The sequence below is a fragment of the Pseudomonas sp. SDO5215_S409 genome, assembly GCF_054071325.1.
Genome location: NZ_JBSVWN010000002.1, coordinates 156,417 through 176,344 on the forward strand (window position 1 = coordinate 156,417; position 19,928 = coordinate 176,344).

Annotated in this window: 16 protein-coding genes; 10 read left to right on the forward strand and 6 right to left on the reverse strand. The window is 63.9% G+C overall.

From position 1 onward, the window contains the following. The first annotated feature begins 16 nt into the window (after nucleotides 1-16). Nucleotides 17-1,642 carry an NADP-dependent glyceraldehyde-3-phosphate dehydrogenase gene (locus tag ACW9H9_RS01585; RefSeq protein ID WP_457341253.1) on the forward strand — a complete coding sequence of 542 codons (1,626 nt, stop codon included), beginning with the start codon at nucleotides 17-19 and terminating at the stop codon, nucleotides 1,640-1,642. Nucleotides 1,643-1,704: 62 nt separating this feature from the next. Continuing rightward, nucleotides 1,705-2,742, forward strand: coding sequence for an FUSC family protein (locus tag ACW9H9_RS01590; protein ID WP_457341320.1), 1,038 nt, complete (start codon nucleotides 1,705-1,707; stop codon nucleotides 2,740-2,742). A gap of 65 nt (nucleotides 2,743-2,807) precedes the next feature. Here the strand turns inward: ACW9H9_RS01590 and ACW9H9_RS01595 are convergent, their stop codons facing one another. The 5 genes from ACW9H9_RS01595 to ACW9H9_RS01615 all read right to left on the reverse strand — a co-directional run bounded on the left by ACW9H9_RS01595 (nucleotide 2,808) and on the right by ACW9H9_RS01615 (nucleotide 11,387). Beyond that, nucleotides 2,808-6,683, reverse strand: a complete 3,876-nt coding sequence (locus tag ACW9H9_RS01595) for a hypothetical protein (protein WP_457341254.1) — start codon at nucleotides 6,681-6,683, stop codon at nucleotides 2,808-2,810. A gap of 310 nt (nucleotides 6,684-6,993) precedes the next feature. Next, nucleotides 6,994-8,418, reverse strand: coding sequence for an FAD/NAD(P)-binding protein (locus ACW9H9_RS01600; protein ID WP_457341255.1), 1,425 nt, complete (start codon nucleotides 8,416-8,418; stop codon nucleotides 6,994-6,996). 81 nt (nucleotides 8,419-8,499) lie between these two features. After that, nucleotides 8,500-9,222, reverse strand: a complete 723-nt coding sequence (locus tag ACW9H9_RS01605; protein WP_457341256.1) for a hypothetical protein — start codon at nucleotides 9,220-9,222, stop codon at nucleotides 8,500-8,502. Between the two features lie 56 nt (nucleotides 9,223-9,278). Next, on the reverse strand, nucleotides 9,279-10,658 hold the full coding sequence (locus tag ACW9H9_RS01610) for an LLM class flavin-dependent oxidoreductase (RefSeq protein ID WP_457341257.1): 1,380 nt from the start codon (nucleotides 10,656-10,658) through the stop codon (nucleotides 9,279-9,281). A 165-nt stretch (nucleotides 10,659-10,823) separates the two neighbouring features. Further along, the gene (locus tag ACW9H9_RS01615) at nucleotides 10,824-11,387 is read right to left on the reverse strand and encodes a helix-turn-helix domain-containing protein (RefSeq protein WP_457341258.1); all 564 of its coding nucleotides are present in this window, start codon (nucleotides 11,385-11,387) and stop codon (nucleotides 10,824-10,826) included. 93 nt (nucleotides 11,388-11,480) lie between these two features. On the opposite strand from ACW9H9_RS01615, the gene ACW9H9_RS01620 reads away from it, so the two are divergent. The 8 genes from ACW9H9_RS01620 (at nucleotide 11,481) to ACW9H9_RS01655 (ending at nucleotide 18,949) form a co-directional block, all read left to right on the forward strand. Further along, on the forward strand, nucleotides 11,481-12,410 hold the full coding sequence (locus ACW9H9_RS01620; protein ID WP_457341259.1) for a DMT family transporter: 930 nt from the start codon (nucleotides 11,481-11,483) through the stop codon (nucleotides 12,408-12,410). 152 nt (nucleotides 12,411-12,562) lie between these two features. Further along, nucleotides 12,563-15,484: a monovalent cation/H+ antiporter subunit A gene (locus ACW9H9_RS01625; protein ID WP_457341260.1), complete on the forward strand. Its 2,922-nt coding sequence runs from the start codon at nucleotides 12,563-12,565 to the stop codon at nucleotides 15,482-15,484. Then, entirely contained in the window at nucleotides 15,484-15,828 is a 345-nt protein-coding gene (locus ACW9H9_RS01630) for a Na+/H+ antiporter subunit C (protein WP_007986256.1), read from the forward strand. The genes ACW9H9_RS01625 and ACW9H9_RS01630 overlap by 1 nt, the downstream gene beginning before the upstream one ends. Further along, nucleotides 15,825-17,507: a monovalent cation/H+ antiporter subunit D gene (locus tag ACW9H9_RS01635; protein WP_457341261.1), complete on the forward strand. Its 1,683-nt coding sequence runs from the start codon at nucleotides 15,825-15,827 to the stop codon at nucleotides 17,505-17,507. The genes ACW9H9_RS01630 and ACW9H9_RS01635 overlap by 4 nt, the downstream gene beginning before the upstream one ends. Then, nucleotides 17,504-17,992 (forward strand): Na+/H+ antiporter subunit E, encoded by a 489-nt coding sequence (locus ACW9H9_RS01640; protein WP_457341262.1) that lies wholly within the window; start codon nucleotides 17,504-17,506, stop codon nucleotides 17,990-17,992. Before ACW9H9_RS01635 ends, ACW9H9_RS01640 begins: the two co-directional genes overlap by 4 nt. Beyond that, nucleotides 17,989-18,267: a K+/H+ antiporter subunit F gene (locus tag ACW9H9_RS01645; protein WP_457341263.1), complete on the forward strand. Its 279-nt coding sequence runs from the start codon at nucleotides 17,989-17,991 to the stop codon at nucleotides 18,265-18,267. The genes ACW9H9_RS01640 and ACW9H9_RS01645 overlap by 4 nt, the downstream gene beginning before the upstream one ends. Further along, a complete protein-coding gene (locus ACW9H9_RS01650; protein WP_457341264.1) occupies nucleotides 18,264-18,617 on the forward strand; it encodes a Na+/H+ antiporter subunit G in 354 nt (117 codons plus the stop codon). The genes ACW9H9_RS01645 and ACW9H9_RS01650 overlap by 4 nt, the downstream gene beginning before the upstream one ends. Then, nucleotides 18,617-18,949 carry a winged helix-turn-helix transcriptional regulator gene (locus ACW9H9_RS01655; protein ID WP_457341265.1) on the forward strand — a complete coding sequence of 111 codons (333 nt, stop codon included), beginning with the start codon at nucleotides 18,617-18,619 and terminating at the stop codon, nucleotides 18,947-18,949. Before ACW9H9_RS01650 ends, ACW9H9_RS01655 begins: the two co-directional genes overlap by 1 nt. Here ACW9H9_RS01655 and ACW9H9_RS01660 read toward each other — a convergent pair. Beyond that, a complete protein-coding gene (locus tag ACW9H9_RS01660) occupies nucleotides 18,946-19,728 on the reverse strand; it encodes an SDR family oxidoreductase (RefSeq protein ID WP_457341266.1) in 783 nt (260 codons plus the stop codon). The genes ACW9H9_RS01655 and ACW9H9_RS01660 overlap by 4 nt on opposite strands. Nucleotides 19,729-19,928: the final 200 nt, after the last annotated feature.

The window sequence follows — 19,928 nt, forward strand, 5'->3', positions numbered from 1 at the left end:
ATCTTGGGGTAGCCACATGACCACCGACAACCTGCTTGCCGACCTGTTTCCTGCTGCCGCCGATGTGCCCGAACAGTGGCGGCTTGCAGCGCCCATTGAACAGCGGGACTACCTGGTGAACGGCCAATTGCGGCAGTGGCACGGCCCCCTGGCCCAAGTGCGCAGCCCGGTGCAATTGCACGGGCCCAGTGGTGATACGCCGGTGATCATCGGCAGCACGCCGCTGCTGGACGCCGACACCGCCCTGACCGCGCTGGACGCCGCCGTGGCCGCCTACGACCGCGGCCAGGGCGAATGGCCCACGATGCGCGTGGCCGATCGTATCCAGCACGTCGAAGCGTTTTTGCGGCGCATGCGTGAACAGCGCGACGCGGTGGTCAAGCTGCTGATGTGGGAGATCGGCAAAAACCTCAAGGACTCGCAGAAAGAGTTCGATCGCACGTGCGACTACATCACCGACACCATCAATGCCCTGAAAGAACTCGACCGCCGCTCCAGCCGTTTCGAGCTGGAGCAGGATACCCTCGGCCAGATCCGCCGCGTGCCGCTGGGTGTGGCGCTGTGCATGGGGCCTTACAACTACCCGTTGAACGAGACATTCACCACGCTGATCCCGGCATTGATCATGGGTAACACCGTGGTGTTCAAGCCAGCCAAGCTTGGGGTGCTGCTGATTCGCCCGCTGTTGGAAGCGTTCCGCGACAGCTTCCCGGCCGGGGTGATCAACGTGATCTACGGCAGCGGCCGCGAAACCGTCAGCGCGCTGATGGCCAGCGGCAAGATCGATATCTTTGCGTTTATCGGCACCAACAAGGCCGCCAGCGACCTGAAAAAATTGCACCCGCGCCCGCACCGCCTGCGCGCAGCCTTGGGCCTGGATGCCAAGAACCCGGGGATCGTGCTGCCCGAGGTCGACCTGGACAACGCGGTGAATGAAGCGCTGACCGGGTCGCTGTCGTTCAATGGCCAGCGCTGCACGGCGTTGAAAATCCTGTTTGTGCATGAGGCGGTGGTCGAGCGCTTCATCGAAAAATTCAACAGCAAGCTGACCACCTTGAAGCCCGGCATGCCCTGGGAAGACGGCGTGTCGCTGACGCCACTGCCAGAGGCAGGCAAGGTGGATTACCTCAACGGGCTCGTCGCCGACGCGGCCACGCAAGGCGCGCGGGTGGTGAACGCCCACGGCGGCGTGAGCCGGGGTTCGTTCTTTTACCCGGCGGTGCTGTACCCGGTGAACCCGCAGATGCGCGTGTACCACGAGGAGCAGTTCGGGCCGGTGGTGCCGATCGTGCCGTACCGCGACCTGGAGACGGTGATCGACTACGTGCTGGAATCGGACTTTGGCCAGCAGTTGAGTATTTTCGGCACCGACCCGGCCCAGGTCGGGCGGCTGGTGGACACCTTTGCCAACCAGGTGGGCCGCATCAATATCAACGCCCAGTGCCAGCGCGGGCCGGACACGTTTCCGTTCAACGGGCGCAAGAACTCGGCCGAGGGCACGCTGTCGGTACAGGATGCGTTGCGCGTGTTTTCGATTCGCACGCTGGTGGCGACCAAGTTCCAGGAGAGCAACAAGGCCCTGGTCAGCGACATCCTGCGCCAACGCGAGTCGAGCTTTTTGACCACCGATTACATTTTCTAAAAACCCCGAAAGTGTCACAGCCCCCCCTGTGGCACTTTTCCCTGACGGTTATTTTTATCGCGATGAACCTGCCCCCTCTAGCCCGCCGCCTGCTACGCCCCCTGCTCGACCCGTATCGCCGCTATCGCCACGCCAAACTGATCCACGCCGTGCGCGTGTCCATCGGCCTGCTGGCCACCATTTTGCTCACCACCGGCATCAACCTGCCCCACGGTGAGTGGGCGTCGGTGACGATGCTGGTGGTGATCGGCGGTTTGCAGCACCACGGCAATATCGGCAAAAAGGCCATGGAGCGCGCCTATGGCACGCTGATCGGCGCCAGCGTCGGGTTGTTGCTGGTGGTGCAGGAGGCGTATATGGGCCAGCCGCTGCTCACGTATCTGTTGATGTCGGTGGTGTGCGGCTTCTTTTCGTACCACGCCATCGGCAAGGGCGGGTACACCGCGCTGCTGTCGGCGATCACCGTGTTCATTGTGGCGGGCCACGGTGACAACCCGCTGTCGGACGGGCTGTGGCGCACCGTCGATATCTTGATCGGCATCGCCCTGGCGCTGGCGTTTTCGTTCGCGCTGCCGCTGTATGCCGTGTACTCCTGGCGCTACAACCTGGCCAGCGCCTTGCGCGACTGCGCGCAGATCCACAGCCGGATCATCAGCGGCCAGTCGGTGACCGACGATGAACACCTCAAGCTGCTCAACCGCTTGAACGCAGCGATGCTGCAACTGCGCTCGTTGATGCCGTCGGTGTCCAAGGAAGTGCGCGTGTCCATGACCGAACTGGATGCCATCCAGCGGCACTTGCGCCTGTGCATCAGCACCTTGGAGATTTTGGGCAACACCCGCCCGGACCCCAAGGACGAGCCAGCCATGGCCCACTTGCAGCTGGCCCTGAAAGCCGAACACCGTCAGATTCGGGTGCAATTGATCGGTATGGCGCGGGCGTTGAAGTCGGGGGCTACCGATCGACTGGCGCGGCCCGGTCATTTGCCCACGGCCCCGGCGTTGCCTGACGGGTATTGGCTGCTGACCCGCCAGTTGGCCGACAACATCACCGCCATGCGTGAGCGCCTGGCCAAGAGCGCCGGACGCTGGAACCTCTGAAAAAAACAGGGGGCCGCGTCTCACCGCGGCCCCCTGCCTGTTTCGCCTCGCCATGCAGCGCCCTGCTAGCGCAAGCCGACACCGTTGAAGTGCTCACCCACCACACTGTCCTTGCCGGTGCCCACCTCCCCCGTGTTGAGGTTCACCGCGTAGTAATAGTTGGTGAAGAACGACGAGTGGGAGAACGTCGAGGTCCAGTAGAGGGCAACGCCCATCGGCCAGCGGTTGCCGTACGCTGCGTGTATCGCGCGGGCCTCGTCCAGGTTTGGCAGGCGGCTACCCGCATTGGCAGCCGCCGCCCGGACGTTGCCAAACGTGCTCCGGCCCAGGCCGACACAGCGCACCACGTTGCTCACCACCACCGAGTAACTGCGCGTCTGGGCAGGCACTGACGAATCCCGGACCGTGATCACCGCCGAGCCGTTACCCCGGCTTTGCACCAACCCCGAGTTGCTGGTAACCGAGGCCACGTTGCCGTTGGACGACGAGTAGGTATAGGGGGCGGTCCCCCCGGTCGCCCCATATTGAACCTGGTTGCCCGAGCCAAAGGCCGGCAGGACTTGCGGGTAACCGTCGAGCAGGTAAGTCAACCGGTTCAGGTAGACCGTCTGGGCATTGAACACGAGCGCCGTGGTATGCCGGATCACATAGCGCGTGGTCGGGAATGCCACCGCCTGCGTCTTGTCGGGGTGCTTGACGAAGTTGACGTGCGGGGTCACGGTCACCGTGCCGTTGTTGGGCACAGACAGCAGCCACGTACGCAGTACCGCGATATTGGCAAACCCGTTGGCCGCCTCGCTTGGCGTGACCTCGTGCGCCACCAGCAGGTTGAGGGCCGTCACCCCGGGGCTGGACAAGGTGATCCAGGCGAACTGGCCTGCCCGGCTGAACGGCCACTTGACCATCGTCAATACAGCGTTGCCGCTCAGGCTGGCCGGGTTGATCGTGCCACCATCGCCCACCCCGTTGATCAGGCCCTTGGGCAAGCTGGCCTGCGGGATCGCCAACACCGTCACGCTTTGCACCTCGGATGAGCCACTGCCCCCGCGGCCCAGCACCGTTTCGTACTGCAGTTGAATGGTGGTGTTGATGCTCACCGCCACAATGTCATTGGAGATATTGAAGGTGACCGTGCCGCCATCCAGGCCGGGCAAGGTGTCGACTTCCAGTGCGGTGCCATCGGGCAGGAGCCAGTACAGGGTGATTTGGTCCACGCCGCCCTGGTTCATGTTCGGGTAGGACACCAGCACCTGGCATTTGTTTTCGACCGTCACCGGGCTTATGACCACCACTGGCCCGGTGGGGGGCGTGGCGTATTTGATTTCCGGGTGCGGGAACACGTTCACTTCCGACTGCACCATGTGGTGGCGCGTCTCGAACCACACGACGTCGCTCAGGTTGTTGCTGTGGTTGAACGTCACCCCGAACTCGATCCGCATATCGGTCCAGTCCTTGAGGCGGCGCAGCCGTGCGACGGGCGCATAGGGTGCAGGCCCGTTGAGCAGTTCGGTGTCGGCGACCTCGCGGCCTGCGTAGGTTTCTTCTTCATAGACGGTGTCGTCGTCAAAGGTCCCGGCGTAGCGCAGCCACATGCGCTGCCCCAACGCCACGTACAGCCAGGGCGCGACGCGGGTGCGGGCCAGGTCGTCCAGTTTAGGGATCTCCAGAATCGCGCTCTTGCCAATGCCGTCGATTTCCGCGCCCGGCAGGTGGCTCAAGGTCTTCAGGTACAGGTAGAGCACGGGCGACGGTGTAGGGAAGCCATTGCGGATCACGCGGTAGGAGACTTCGAGGCCACGCCCCAACGGGTGGATGTTAAAGCCGATCACCTCGGGCGGGACCACGCAATCGACATGGCCGACGCCACTGACCGCGTCCTCGACCGCAAAATACGTACCGGCACCGTCCAGCCCACGGAAACACACCTCGACTTTATCGCCGGTCTTGGGCGTGTCATAACGCACCCGCACCGTGGCCCCGCTGAGCGCCACCAGGGCCGGGTCCAGTTCGTCCGGCTCGGTGGTGGCTTGCAGCACCTCGGGAATGGCCAAGGCTCCCAGGGCACGGCCCACGGTAAACACCGCTTCTTCGGACTGTTGCGCCACGCCGAAGCGGATCCGCACGTAGCTGACGCGAAGGGTGCCGTCCAGGTTGTCCAGGAACAGTTGCTTGGGAATATCGGTCAGCAAGGGGTTGGTCGCCACGGCCAGCACATACTCTTCGATCCGCACGCCGGTGACCGAGCCCACGTACTGGATGATCACCTCGTCGCCGGTCCTGAATTCTGCACGCGACTCCAGGGTGCCCACGCTGCCCAACGTATCCGGGTCGATATTGTGGGTGTTATCGGCTTCCTGGATGTGCGGCGGGCTCAGGTCGCGGGGCGGGCGGCCCACTTGGATGTAGCGGCGCTCCGACTCGCGGATGTTGGCAAGCCCGGTGACGCGGTAATACACCCGCGTCTTGGCGAGCCCCTCGAAGCGGGCGTATTCGGAGGTGATGAAGTCGCGCAGGCGCGGGTGCCCGCCTGCGGCGCGGTTGCTGAAAACCCGCTCGATGGTGCCGTCCAGGTATTCGCCCAGGATATTGACTTGCAGCTCGTCGCCGGTGTTGCCGGGCGGTTGGTAGTCCGGCATCCGCACCGTGATGTACGGCAGGTCCGGGGCCACGAACGGGCCGTGGGCCTGGTCCACATCGGGCTTGGGCAACGCATAGCGAATACCGGCGATGGCCACCGTGATGGACCTGGACGGCAACAGGCCACGTTCACGGCGGTAGTACACCGTCAACGTGCTCTGGATCAACGAGCGCACGAAGGCGTTGGGGATCGGGAAGTCGTTGTAGCTGCGCAGGATCGCTTCCTGGCGCAGGTTCAAGGTCAGGAGTTCGCCATCCACCGTGGTGCCTTCGATCGTCATCAGAATGAAGTCGCCGGTGATGAAGTTAGGGTCATTGTTGGCCAGAAAGACCGAGGCGGTGGCCGGAAAACCATGCAGTTCATCGGCATCCAGGATCAGGGTTTGCGGGTCGGCCTCCACCACTTCAGGTTCGCGCAGCAGGGTCTTGTCCAGGTCCACATTGACCGGGATCGGCTTGCTCCAGCGGTGATAAGGGCCGGACTCGTCGAGCACTTCGTCGAACAAATAGAACTGCACAACAAAGTGACCACTGCCCGCCGCCGCGAGAAAGACTGAGTCAATGGTAAACGTCACGTCGTGGCCAACCTGCAGGTCGGTGATCGGCGGCAGCTCGAAGCGGTGAGGCCCCCAGTAAAACATCACCAGGTCATTGAGCCGCATGTTGACCCAGGGCTTGATCGTGACCTTGACACCGCCTGCGGCCACCACCGCATCGACAAAGGTATGGGACAGCGAAAACACCAACCCGGGGTGGTAAGACCCTTCGGGCGGCCCATCGCCCCCGGGCAAGGTGTTGAGGATCAGAATGCGCTCGGGCGGCGAGGTGCTGATGGCGCCGGTGCCCACCCGCCGGACTTCGCCGTACACGCCGTCGACGAAGTGCAACAGCAGGGTCGAACGGGGAATGGTCAGGTAGAACCGGTCATCATTTTGCGTGGCGGTGGTGACCACGTCGCTGGCCATTTCGATGCCGTTCATCATGATCTTGAATTCATCACCGGCGTTGCACTCGAACCAGCGCTCAAAGATGTACATCAACCCGTCTTCAATATGGCGACGACCCAGGCCGTACACGGCCCCGACCACCGGCACCACTCGTTGCGGCGACGGGTAAGGCGAGTCCAGGTCTTCGACCCGCGCGGGTGATTGCGCATCGGCCGGGGCCGCGGCTTTTTTTACGGTGCTTTTTTTGCGAGCCACCGCGCGCGCAGGCGACGCTACACTGGCCTCTTCGACGGCCGAGGCGCTGCTTGCGGTGGAGGGCGTGACATCTTTGAGGGTACTGGCAGATTTGCTCGGCATCGTCGTTCTCCTGGGCGTGCGGGGGTTAAGTACGCACCTGGCCCCATCAGATACCCGCCCCTCGAGAGCGTCTGCTGTGAGAAATGACAGTCCCGACGAATGGACAATCCCAGCAGCGCTTTGCAGATTTTTGACATCAAAAGAAATACAGTTTTCTCTTACATTTTTTTCACGTTTTATTCACATCCTCAGTCGTAGTGTGGGGCCTCATCCGTTGCAAACGTTGTAGATCAAGCCCGCCGCCCCAGCGGGCTTTTTTTTGCCTGTGATTTTGTGCCGGTAAAGGCGCGGTGCCAAAGGGTGCGCGCCGTTAGTCGGCGCGTGCCAGTTGGGTGGCCAATGCCTTGGCCTGAAGCGCCACGTCGGTGACCGCCGTGCTCTCCCACCACACCCCTCGCAGCGGCGGGCCCATGGCGAACAGGCGCGAGCTGACGGCGCCCTGGGCGTCCAGCACCGCGCCCGACGGGTGGGCGGCAATGCCCAGCGCCAGCGGCCCGGGCTGGATCAACCCGCGTGCCAGCAGTTGCTGCGGCAACGGTCGGGCCACGCGGCGCCAGTCGTATTCGATGCCGCTGGAGTTGATCAACGCAGCGCCAGACACCTGGGTGACGGCCTGCTGGCCACGAGGGCGCAAACCAATCGTCACCTTGCCATCGCCTGCTGGCACCAGCCCCTTGAACGACGCCGCCTGGATGCGCAGGCGCCCTTCCCCGTGCAAGCGCGCCACCAGTTCGGCGCTCAGCGGCGGTGAGCGGTGGTGATGGCTTTCCCACCAGGGCCGCACATGGCGCACGAACTGGCGTTTCTCGCGTTCACTGGCCTGGCTCCACAAACGCCCGATGTGCACCCGAACGGTGTCCAGCGGCGCTTGCCAGTCGATGCCTTGCGCCAGCGCCAGGCGGCATTGGCGACGCAATTCGCGCAGCAATTGCAGCGGGCTGCGCAGACTTAGGTCGTCGGCCAGGAAGTCTACCCAAGCCGGGGGTTGGCGGCGCACGTGGGGCAGCAGCCCGTGACGGGAGAACACTTGGATGGGGCCGCGGTGGCCGGCCTGCTCAAGCGACACCACGGCATCGACCATGGTCAGGCCGGAGCCGATGATCAGCACGGTGGCGTGCGGGTCGAGCTGGGTCATGGCGTGCACGTCCCACGGGTCGACAGCAGCGGCGTTCAGGCCGCTGGACTCGGTCTGGGGCGTGCGCGCCGCCGGGAACATGCCGGTGGCCAAGACCGCAAAGGTGCCGCGCAGTTGCTGGCCGTCGCTCAAGGTCAGCAACGCGCTGGCAGGTTCGACCTGCAGGTCGACCACTTCGGCGCGCACGTGCTCTACGGTCGACTGCGAGGAGGCCCGCGCCTCAGCCAGGCGCTGCTGCGCATACAGGCCAAAAATGCCGCGGGGCGGGAAGAGTTCGCTGACCGGCACGGGTTGTTCGGCCGATTGCGGCCAGCCGCCTGCGGCGATGTAGTCGGTGAGCCACTGCGTGAGGTCGTTGGCATTGTCGGGGTCGACGCTCATGCGGGCGGCGTTGCCGTTGAGAGTGTGGCCCAGTTCCACGGCGCTGTAGGCCTCGCCACGGCCCAGCTCGGCGCGGGGCTCGATCACCAGGATCTTGCGCGGGCCCGCCAGGCGCAGCAGTTGCACGGCGAGCATCGTACCGCTCAGGCCGCCGCCGATGATCAGCACATCGGCTGTGCGAATGGCGCTCGTCGCCTGTTCGCGTTCAGTGTCACTCATGAAAAGATGCCCTTACTGTTTAACCAGAGAGATGTCGCGCCGGTGATCGCCGCCAGTATCCAGTACATGGCACGGGGCCGCCTAGCGCGATGTTAACGTTCGTGCGAGTGAAAGCAGCCAGTCATGAATCACCACACCGTGCTCGCCCGGTGGCCCCAGCGCCAGGCTCTGGCCAGTGCCCAGCCACTGCTGCAACACGGCGGCCAACGCGCCTGGCCCGCCCGTGCCCTGCGTGCTCCACAGCGCGGGCTTGTCCAACGCCTGCCACCAATGGCCCAGGCGCTGCGCCGGGCCGAGTAACTGGTCAAAGGCCAGCACGTTTGCAGGCGGCGCTTCCTGCTCGCTGAACAACCACCGTGGCGCCACGCTGCTGGCGTGCAGCGCCCGCCAGGCCGCCAGTGCCTGCGCGCCGGGCACATAGGCGTGGCTGGGGCGGATGCGCCACAGCTGTTGATGCAGCGGCGCGGCAGGCAGGTCGTCGGCCAGGGTCAGGACCTGCCCGCCCAAGGCCTGCGCCGCCAGCGCCAGCAGCAACATGTGCGGTTCAAAAGCACCGCTGAGCACCAAGCGCGACTGCCCGCCGAACCCCCACTGGCGCAAACCGTCGGCAACACGCTCCACATCCCGCAGGGCATCGATCCAGCGCCAGGCATGCCATTGGCCATCACGCATGTGGCGCAGCGCATTGCGCAGCGGGGTGACCCGCGCCCAGTGCTGCAATTGCATCAAGGCCAGGGGCAAACCTGTGACCTGTTCGGCGGGCCACGCCACTGCTGTCAATCGTTTGGGACCGTGCACGCGCATAGGGGTTGCTCCTATTGGTCAAATCAGCGTGCGGCGGTCCGCTGGCCGGAGAGGCGTCAGAGGCTGGTGGCCTTGAGGTCGCGGTAACTGGCGCCCGGGTGGTTGGGGGCAAGCCGTGGGCCTTCACCAAAGAGTTTTTCGCGCAGCGTGCCCGGGGCGTATTCGGTTTTGTAGACGCCGCGCTTTTGCAGCTCAGGCACCAGCCAGTCCACGGCGTCGATGAAGGTTTCGTGGGTCAGCGCGTAGGCCAGGTTGAAGCCGTCCACGTCGGTGTCTTCGACCCACTCTTGCAACAGGTCGGCCACGGTCTGCGGGCCGCCCACAAACAGCGGGCCAAACCCGCCGATGCCCACCCACTCAGCCAGCTCCCGGGGCGTCCAGACCTTGTTGGGGTCGGCGGTGGAAAACGCTTCGACCGCCGACTGGATGGCGTTGGTGTGCACATGCTTGAGCGGCTCGTCGGGGTCGAACTGGCTGAAGTCGATGCCGGTCCAGCCAGAGATCAACGCCATGGCGCCTTCGTAGCTGACGTAGGACTTGTAGTCCTCGAACTTGGCCTGGGCCTTGGCGTCGGTTTCGTCGACGATGACCGTTTGCAGGTTGAAGATCAGCACTTTTGCCGGATCACGCCCCGCTTCGGCCGCGCGGCGGCGGATGTCGGCGACGGTTTTCTTGAGCAGCACCTTGGACGGCGCCGCGACGAATACGCACTCGGCCTGTTCGGCGGCAAATTGTTTGCCACGGCTGGAGGCACCCGCCTGGTAAAGCACTGGCGTGCGCTGCGGCGAGGGTTCGCACAAATGAATGCCCGGCACCTGGAAGTGTGTGCCCACATGGCGGATCTCGTGAATCTTGCTCGGGTCGCTGAACACCCCGCGCTCACGGTCGCGCAGCACGGCGCCCTCCTCCCAGCTGCCTTCCCAGAGCTTGTAGCAGACCTGCAGGTATTCCTCGGCGTAGTCGTAGCGCGCATCGTGTTCGGTCTGGGCGTGCTGGCCGATGTTCTTGGCGCCGCTTTCCAGGTACGACGTGACGATGTTCCAGCCGATGCGCCCGCGGGTCAGGTGGTCGAGGGTCGACAGGCGCCGGGCGAAGGGGTACGGGTGTTCAAAGGACAACGACGCGGTCAGGCCAAACCCCAGGTGTTCGGTGACCAGCGCCATGGGCGCGATCAGAGACAGCGGGTCGTTGACCGGCACTTGCGTGGCCTGGCGGATCGCCGCATCGCCGTTGCCGTTGTACACGTCATAAATGCCCAGCACGTCAGCCAGGAACAGGCCGTCGAATTTGCCGCGCTCGAGGATCTTGGCAAGCTCGGTCCAGTATTCCAGGTCTTTGTATTGCCACGAGCGATCACGCGGGTGGGCCCACAGGCCAGGGGACTGGTGGCCGACACAGTTCATGTCGAAGGCATTCAAACGAATTTCACGGGGCATCAAACGGCACTCCTGACGCGGGCCACTCACGGGGTATGCGGGGGTGGTTGCAGGAGTCGTGCCTGAATACGATCGCCAATAAAATCAGCGGGTTGGCGGTTAGGCAGGGTGCAATGGGCAGGCGGTGGCGGGCAAAGTGTTCAACCACTGTTGCCAGCGCAACAGTTAGATCACCACGTTACGCACGAACCGCACCGCCACCTCACCGTCATTGCGATAGCCGTGGGGCTGGTGGCTGGCGAACATAAAGAACTCGCCCGCGCCGAGGGTGTGTTCTTCATCGCCCACCCTCAGGGTCAGGCAGCCTTCAAACACGAACAGTTGCTCGCTCCAACCTTCCAGGTCGGGCTCGGAGGCATAGCAATCGCCGGGCTCCAGGCGCCATTCCCACAGCTCGACCCCCTGCCGGGCCGTGGCCTTGGCCAGCAGCACGGCTTTGCTGCCGGGCGTTTCACCGGCCCAGGCCAGTTCGTTGATGCGGCTGGGGTCGCGGGCGTCGGGGGCCTGGATCAGGTCGCTGAAGGCCACGTCCAGGGCTTCGGCCACGCGGTCGAGGGTGCTCAGGCTGACATTTTTCTCGCCAGCCTCGATGGCCACCAGCATGCGTCGGCTCACGCCGGACTTTTCCGACAAGGCGGTCTGGCTCAGCCCCGCATCGTGACGCAGGCGGCGAACGTTCTGGCTGACGTGCTGGAGGACGGAGGCGCGTTGAGTATTTTCTTTGGGCACTATATTGCTCACGTGGTGGGGTTGAGCAGTATACTGCCCAGCCTGCGGCGCATTGTGCGGTCCGCGTCCCTCCCGTGCAAGCCCAGAGCCATCATGACCTCGTCGACTTCCTCCCCGCTGTTTTCCCGCTTCAGCAAGGCCGAATGCGTGCTGGTGCTGATTACCATGATCTGGGGCGGCACCTTTTTGTTGGTGCAGCACGCCATGGCCGTGAGCGGCCCGATGTTTTTTGTCGGCTTGCGCTTTGCCGCCGCCGCTACGGTGGTGGGCCTGTTCTCCCTGCGCACCTTGCGCGACCTGACCCTGTTTGAGTTGAAGGCCGGCTGCTTTATTGGCGTGGCGATCATGTTTGGCTACGGGTTGCAGACCATTGGCCTGCAAACGATCCTCAGCAGCCAGTCAGCCTTTATTACTGCGCTGTACGTGCCGTTTGTGCCGCTGTTGCAATGGCTGGTGCTGGGGCGCCGCCCGGGCTTGATGCCCAGCCTCGGCATCATGCTGGCCTTTACCGGGCTGATGCTGCTGACCGGCCCCGCCGGCGCCTCACTGAAGTTCAGCCCGGGCGAGATCGCCACGCTGATCGGCGCCATTGCGATCGCCGCCGAAATCATCCTGATCAGCGCTTACGCAGGCCAGGTGGACGTGCGCCGGGTCACGGTGGTGCAACTGGCCACCGCCTCGGTGCTGTCGTTCTTGATGGTGGTGCCGATGGGCGAGGCGCTGCCGGGCTTTTCCTGGCTGCTGCTGTTCAGCGCCGTGGGCCTGGGGCTGACCAGCGCGGTGATTCAGGTGGCGATGAACTGGGCGCAGAAAAGCGTCTCCCCCACCCGCGCCACGCTGATCTATGCAGGTGAACCCGTGTGGGCCGGTGTGGTCGGACGTATTGCCGGAGAGCGCTTCCCGCCGATCGCCATGGTGGGTGCGGCATTGATTGTCGCCGCCGTCATCGTCAGTGAGATGAAGCGCAGCAGCTCCAAGGCCGTGGATGTACAGGACGCCGCCGAATCAGAGCAGCAGGGTTGAAGGATTGAGCGTGGAGCGGTAAACGCCCCGCGCTTGCCACCTGAAGCCAGCAGTTTGCGGCTACCCTTGTACTATTCTGCGACATGTTGCCGTTTGGTGATCGCGAAAGCGGCACGTATGATGCATCCCAAACTCCCGCAGATTAGAAGCCTATGTCCTTGATAGTTCTACTGCTGCTGCCGTTCATTGGCAGCTGTCTGGCGGCCCTTCTGCCGCATAACGCACGTAATACCGAATCTTTGCTGGCTGGCCTGGTGGCGCTGGTCGGCACCGTCCAGGTTGCCTTGCTATATCCCCAGATCGCCTACGGCGGCGTGATCCGCGAGGAATTTGTGTGGTTGCCCAGCCTGGGGCTCAACCTGGTGCTGCGCATGGACGGCTTCGCCTGGCTGTTCTCGATGCTGGTGCTGGGCATCGGCACGCTGGTGGCGTTGTACGCGCGTTATTACATGTCCCCCCAAGACCCGGTGCCGCGCTTTTTTGCGTTTTTCCTGGCGTTCATGGGCGCCATGCTGGGGCTGGTGATCTCCGGCAACCTGATTCAGATCGTGTTTTTCTGGGAACTGACCAGCCTGTTCTCGTTCCTGTTGATCGGCTATTGGCACCACCGCGCCGACGCGCGCCGGGGCGCCTACATGGCCTTGATGGTCACTGGCGCAGGCGGATTGTGCCTGCTGGCCGGGGTGATGTTGCTGGGGCATATCGTCGGCAGCTATGACCTGGACCTGGTGCTGGCGGCGGGCGATCAGATCCGCGCGCATTCGTTGTACCCGGTCATGCTGGCGTTGGTGCTGATCGGCGCCTTGAGTAAAAGTGCCCAATTCCCGTTTCATTTCTGGTTGCCGCACGCCATGGCGGCCCCCACGCCGGTATCGGCCTACCTGCACTCGGCCACGATGGTGAAAGCCGGTGTGTTCCTGCTGGCCCGCTTGTGGCCGTCGCTGTCCGGCAGCCAGGAATGGTTCTGGATCGTCGGCGGCGCGGGCGCCATCACCCTTGTACTCGGCGCCTATTGCGCCATGTTCCAGAACGACCTCAAGGGCCTGCTGGCGTATTCGACCATCAGCCACCTGGGGCTGATCACCTTGCTGCTGGGCCTCAACAGCCCGCTGGCGGCGGTGGCCGCGGTGTTTCACATCCTCAACCACGCCACGTTCAAAGCCTCGCTGTTCATGGCGGCGGGCATCATCGACCACGAAAGCGGCACCCGTGACATCCGCAAGCTCAGCGGCCTGTTCAAGCTGATCCCCTATACGGCGACCTTGGCGATGGTGGCCAGTGCGTCGATGGCCGGGGTGCCGTTGCTCAACGGGTTCTTGTCCAAAGAGATGTTCTTTGCCGAAACCGTGTTCATTTCCGCCACCGCCTGGGTCGAAATCGCCTTGCCGGTGATCGCGACCCTCGCCGGTACGTTCAGCGTGGCCTATGCCTTGCGCTTTACCGTGGACGTGTTCTTCGGCCCCAAGGCCACCGACCTGCCCCACACCCCGCACGAACCGCCGCGCTGGATGCGCGCGCCGGTGGAGTTGCTGGTGTTCACCTGCCTGTTGGTGGGGATCTTCCCGGCCCATATGGTAGGCCCGCTGCTGGCCGCCGCCGCATTGCCGGTGGTGGGCGGTGATTTGCCCGAGTACAGCCTGGCTATCTGGCACGGCTGGAACGCGCCCATGATCATGAGCCTGATCGCCATGTCTGGCGGTGTGGTCCTGTACCTGCTGCTGCGCAAGCAACTCAAGCGGGGCCGCTTCAAGTACCCGCCGATCATCAGCTACTTCAACGGCAAGCGCATGTTCGAGCGCTGCCTGGTGGTGATGATGCGCGGGGTGCGCAAGGTCGAAAAACGCATCAGCACCAAACGCCTGCAAACCCAGTTGTTCTTGCTGGTAGCGATGGCGGTGGTCGCCGGGCTGATCCCCATGCTGCACAGCGGCCTTACGTGGGGCGACCGGCCGAAAATCCCGGGCTCCATCGTGTTTGTCACCCTGTGGCTGCTGGCCATCGCCTGTGCGCTGGGCGCCGCCTGGCAAGCCAAGTATCACCGGCTGGCGGCCCTGACCATGGTCAGCGTGTGCGGCCTGATGACCTGCGTGACCTTTGTGTGGTTCTCGGCGCCCGACCTTGCCTTGACGCAACTGGTGGTCGAAGTGGTGACCACTGTGCTGATCCTGCTGGGCCTGCGCTGGCTGCCCCGGCGGATCGAAGAGGTGTCGCCCCTGCCCAGCTCGCTGCGCAAGGCCCGCATTCGTCGTCTGCGCGACTTGCTGCTGTCCACCGTGGTGGGCGGCGGCATGGCGCTGCTCTCTTACGCGATGCTGACGCGCCAGACCCCCAACGATATTTCTTCTTTCTACCTGAGCCGCGCCCTGCCTGAAGGCGGCGGCAGCAATGTGGTCAACGTGATGCTGGTGGACTTCCGGGGCTTTGACACCCTGGGTGAAATCACCGTGCTGGGCGCCGTGGCGCTGACGGTCTACGCCCTGCTGCGCCGCTTCCGCCCTTCCAGGGAAAGCATGGAACTGCCGCCCCAGCAGCGCCAACTGGCCAAAGACGTGGCCACCGACCTAGTCAACCCGCGCCAGGCCAGCGACACCGCCTTGGGCTTCATGATGGTGCCCGCGGTGCTGGTGCGCCTGCTGCTACCCATTGCCCTGGTGGTGTCGTTCTACCTGTTCATGCGCGGCCACAACCAACCGGGCGGCGGTTTTGTCGCGGGGCTGGTGATGTCAGTGGCGTTCATCCTGCAATACATGGTGGCGGGCACCCAGTGGGTCGAGGCACAGATGAGCCTGCGGCCGATGCGCTGGATGGGCTTCGGCCTGCTGTCGGCCACGCTGACGGGCCTGGGTGCGCTGTTTGTCGGCTACCCGTTCCTGACCACCCACACCTTGCACCTGAGCCTGCCGGTGCTGGGCGACATTCATATCGCCAGTGCCTTGTTCTTTGACGTGGGCGTGTACGCCATGGTGGTCGGCTCGACGCTGTTGATGCTCACTGCCCTGGGCCACCAGTCGGTGCGCGCCCACAAACCCGTCAACCAGGCCAAAGCCGTGGCCACCCGAGGAGGAACCGCCTGATGGAAGAAGTCATCGCAATTGCCATTGGTGTGCTGGCGGCGTCCGGCGTGTGGTTGATCCTGCGGCCCCGGACGTTCCAGGTGGTGATGGGCCTGTGCCTGCTCTCCTATGGCGTCAACCTGTTCATCTTCAGCATGGGCAGCTTGTTTATCGGCAAGGAACCGATCATCAAGGACGGCGTGCCGCAAGACCTGCTCCACTACACCGACCCCCTGCCCCAGGCCCTGGTGCTGACGGCGATCGTGATCAGCTTTGCCATGACCGCGCTGTTTCTGGTGGTGCTGCTGGCCTCCCGGGGCCTGACCGGCACCGACCACGTGGACGGCCGGGAGCCCAAGGAATGAGCTGGATGAACCAACTGATCATCGCGCCGATCCTGCTGCCGCTGCTCACCGCCGCCTTGATGCTGATGCTCGGCGAGAAACACCGCCCGCTGAAGGCGCGGATCAATCTGTTCTCGACCATGGTCGGGCTGGGCATCGCGGTGTTGATGCTGTCCTGGACCCAGGAAGGCGGCCCCGGTTCTATCGGCGTGTATTTACCGGGCAACTGGCAGGTGCCGTTCGGTATCGTGCTGGTGGTGGACCAACTGTCGGCCTTGATGCTGGTGCTCACCGGCGTTATCGGTGTGAGCGCCCTGCTGTTCGCCATGGCGCGCTGGGACCGCGCCGGGACCAGTTTCCATGCGCTGTTCCAGGTTCAACTGATGGGCTTGTACGGCGCCTTTCTGACCGCCGACCTGTTCAACCTGTTCGTGTTTTTCGAGGTGTTGCTGGCCGCCTCCTATGGCCTGATGCTGCACGGCTCGGGCCGGGCGCGGGTGTCGTCGGGGCTGCATTACATCTCGATCAACCTGCTGGCCTCGTCGCTGTTTCTGATTGGCGCGGCGATGATCTACGGCGTCACCGGCACCCTGAACTTCGCCGACCTGGCGCTGAAAATCCCGCTGGTGCCGGAGGCCGATCGCGGTCTGTTGCACGCGGGCGCGGCGATTCTGGCCACCGCTTTTCTGACCAAGGCCGGCATGTGGCCGCTCAACTTCTGGCTGGCACCGGCCTACTCGGCAGCCAGCGCGCCGGTGGCGGCGATGTTTGCGATCATGACCAAGGTGGGCGTGTACACCGTGCTGCGCCTGTGGACCTTGCTGTTCTCGGGCCAAGCCGGGGCTTCGGCGCTGTTTGGCGGCGACTGGCTGGTGTACGGCGGCATGGCCACCATTGTGTGTGCGGCGTTGGCGATGGTCGCCGCCCAGCGCCTGGAGCGCATGGCCAGCCTGAGCATTCTGGTGTCCGCTGGCATTCTGTTGTCGGCGGTGGGGTTCGCCCAGCCGAGCCTCACGGCCGGGGCGCTGTTTTATCTGGTCAGCTCGACGCTCGCCCTGAGCGCACTGTTTCTGCTGGCCGAGTTGATCGAGCGTTCGCGCTCGGCCAATGACCTGCCGCTGGACGAAGAAATCGACGCGCTGCCCCGGGCCATGGAGTCGTTGCACCCACGGCCCGGGGTCAACCTGGACGACGAGCAAAAGGCCGTGGTCGGCCAGGTGATCCCCTGGACCATGGCGTTTCTGGGGTTGAGCTTCATTGCCTGTGCGCTGCTGATTATCGGCATGCCGCCGCTGTCGGGGTTTATCGGCAAGTTGAGTTTGCTCAGCGCCCTGATGAACCCGACTGGACTGGGTGCGGACGTTGACGCCCACGTTCGCCCGGCGGCGTGGGGCCTGGTCGCGTTGTTGATCCTGTCGGGCCTGGCCTCGCTGATCGCCTTTGCCCGCCTGGGCACCCAGCGTTTCTGGACGCCGGAGGAACGCCCTTCGCCGCTGCTGCGCCGCTTTGAGTGCGTGCCGATCTTCCTCCTGCTGGGCCTGTGCATCGCCCTGACGTTCAAGGCCGAACCACTGATGCGCTATACCCAAGCCACTGCCGAAAGCCTGAACAACCCGGAACACTACGTGATGGCCGTAATGGCAACCCGCCCGGTATTGAGCCCTGAAGCCAAGGCCGCCGCGCAGGAGGTGCAGCCATGAAGCGCCTGCTCCCCGCCCCGTGGCTGTCGCTGGCGCTGTGGTTGCTGTGGCTGGTGCTGAACCTGTCGGTGAGCCCCGGCAACCTGCTGCTGGGGGCGCTGCTCGGCGTGCTGGCGCCGCTGTTGATGGCGCCACTGCGCCCGCTGCCGATCCGCATTCGCCGCCCGGGGGCGATCATTCGCCTGTTCTTGCTGGTGGGCCGCGACGTGATCGTGTCCAACCTGCAAGTGGCCTGGGGCGTGCTCACCAGCGGCTCACGCCCGCCGCGCTCGCGCTTTATCAAAATCCCGCTGGCGCTGCGCGATGCCAACGGCCTGGCCGCGCTGTCGATGATCACCACGGTGATTCCCGGCACCATCTGGTCGGAACTGGCGCTGGACCGCAGCGTGCTGCTGTTGCATGTGTTCGACCTGGATGACGAGGCGCAGTTTATCCAGCACTTCAAGCACACCTACGAACGGCCGCTGATGGAGATCTTCGAATGAGTGCCCTGCTCGCCAATGCCATCTTGCTGAGCCTGTTCCTGTTTTCCCTGGCCATGATCCTGACGCTGCTGCGCCTGTTCAAAGGCCCGTCGGCACAGGACCGGGTATTGGCGCTGGACTACCTGTATATCATGGCGATGCTGATGATGCTGACGCTGGGCATCCGCTACGCCAGTGACACTTACTTCGAAGCAGCGCTATTGATTGCGCTGTTCGGTTTTGTGGGCTCGTTTGCCCTGGCGAAGTTTTTGCTGCGGGGCGAGGTGATCGAATGATGCCGCTGTGGGTTGAAGTGATCGTTGCCGGGCTGCTGGTACTCAGCAGCCTGTTTGCCTTGATTGGCGCGTTGGGCCTGTTGCGCCTGAAGGATTTCTTCCAGCGCATGCACCCTCCGGCGCTGGCCTCGACGATTGGGGCGTGGTGTGTGGCGCTGGCCTCGATCGTGTATTTTTCGACGCTCAAGTCGGGGCCCGTGCTGCACGGCTGGCTGATCCCGATCCTGCTGTCGATCACCGTGCCGGTGACCACGTTGCTGTTGGCGCGCACAGGGTTGTTCCGCAAGCGCATGGCGGGCGATGACGTACCCGCCGAAGTGAGCAGCGGCAAGGCCGAGGGCGGCAACTGATGAGCGAGCCTTACACCGCCACCACTGCGGCGGCCGCTGTGGAAGCCACGCTGAAGTGGCTCGACGGGCGCTGGAAACTGGTGATTCTGTTTCACCTGTTTGGCGGCCAGGTGCAGCGTTATTCGGACCTTGAACGGCTGATCCCGGACATCTCGCAGAAAATGCTCGCCCAGCAATTACGCCAACTGGAGGCCGACGGCCTGGTGCAACGCACGGTCTACCCGGTGGTGCCGCCCAAGGTCGAATACCGCCTGACCGACTGGGGCCAAAGCCTGTGCCCGGTGCTCGACGGCCTGCTCAAATGGCGGGCTACCAAGCCGGCAGAGGGTTAAACCGTCGGGACCGTACCGCCATCGATCACGTATTCGGTGCCGCTGATGGAGGCGGCAAGCGGTGAAACGAGAAAAGCGATCAAGTCAGCCACTTCCCGAGGCTTGGCCGGCCGCCCCAGCGGAATCCCGCCCAGCGACTGCATGATGATCTGCTTGCCTCCGTCGTAATCGGTCCCGGCCTGCTCTGCCAGGCGTTGCGCCAAGGCCACGGCCGCATCGGTTTCCACCCACCCCGGCGACACTCGCACCACCCGAATGCCCTTGGGCGTCACTTCTTTGGACAGGCTCTTGCTGTACGCGGCCAATGCCGCCTTGGCCGCGGCGTAGGCCGTGGTGGATTCCGGCAAGGGCAATTGGCGCTGAATGGACGTGACATGAATGATCACCCCCGCACCCTGTGCAAGCATTCCCGGCAACAAGGCCCGGTCAACCCGCACGGCGGCCAGCAGGTTCTGGTTCAGCGCATGGGCCCATTGCTCGTCGTCCAGCACGGCAAAACCACCGCCGCGCGCACTGGAGCCGCCAAGGACGTTGACGATGATATCGACGCCGCCGAACTGCTCGATCACAGCCCCCGTCGCCTTCGCACAACCGGCCGCGCTGCTTAAATCCGCCGCGATAAAATGCACACCCTCAGGGGTGGTTTCACCGGGGGTGCGGGCCACCGAAATCACCTCGACACCTTGCGCGCGCAACACCGCCACCACTGCCGCGCCGATGCCTTTGGTGCCACCGGTGACCAGCGCGCGGCGGCCTTCAAGTGCTAGGTCAAAACTCATGAAACGTCCCTCCTGGATAAACGAAGTACGCAGGATAGGAACCGTGTCGGTAGGCCACAAGAACGCACGAAAAGGTAACGGACTTACCTGAAAGTTAGTATGTGTAACGACGGGACCAGAGCCGCATGGCTCGTTAAAGATTAAATAATCCAAAATATACTTGGCACGACCTGGGCCGACTGGTAGGGTTTATGGATTAT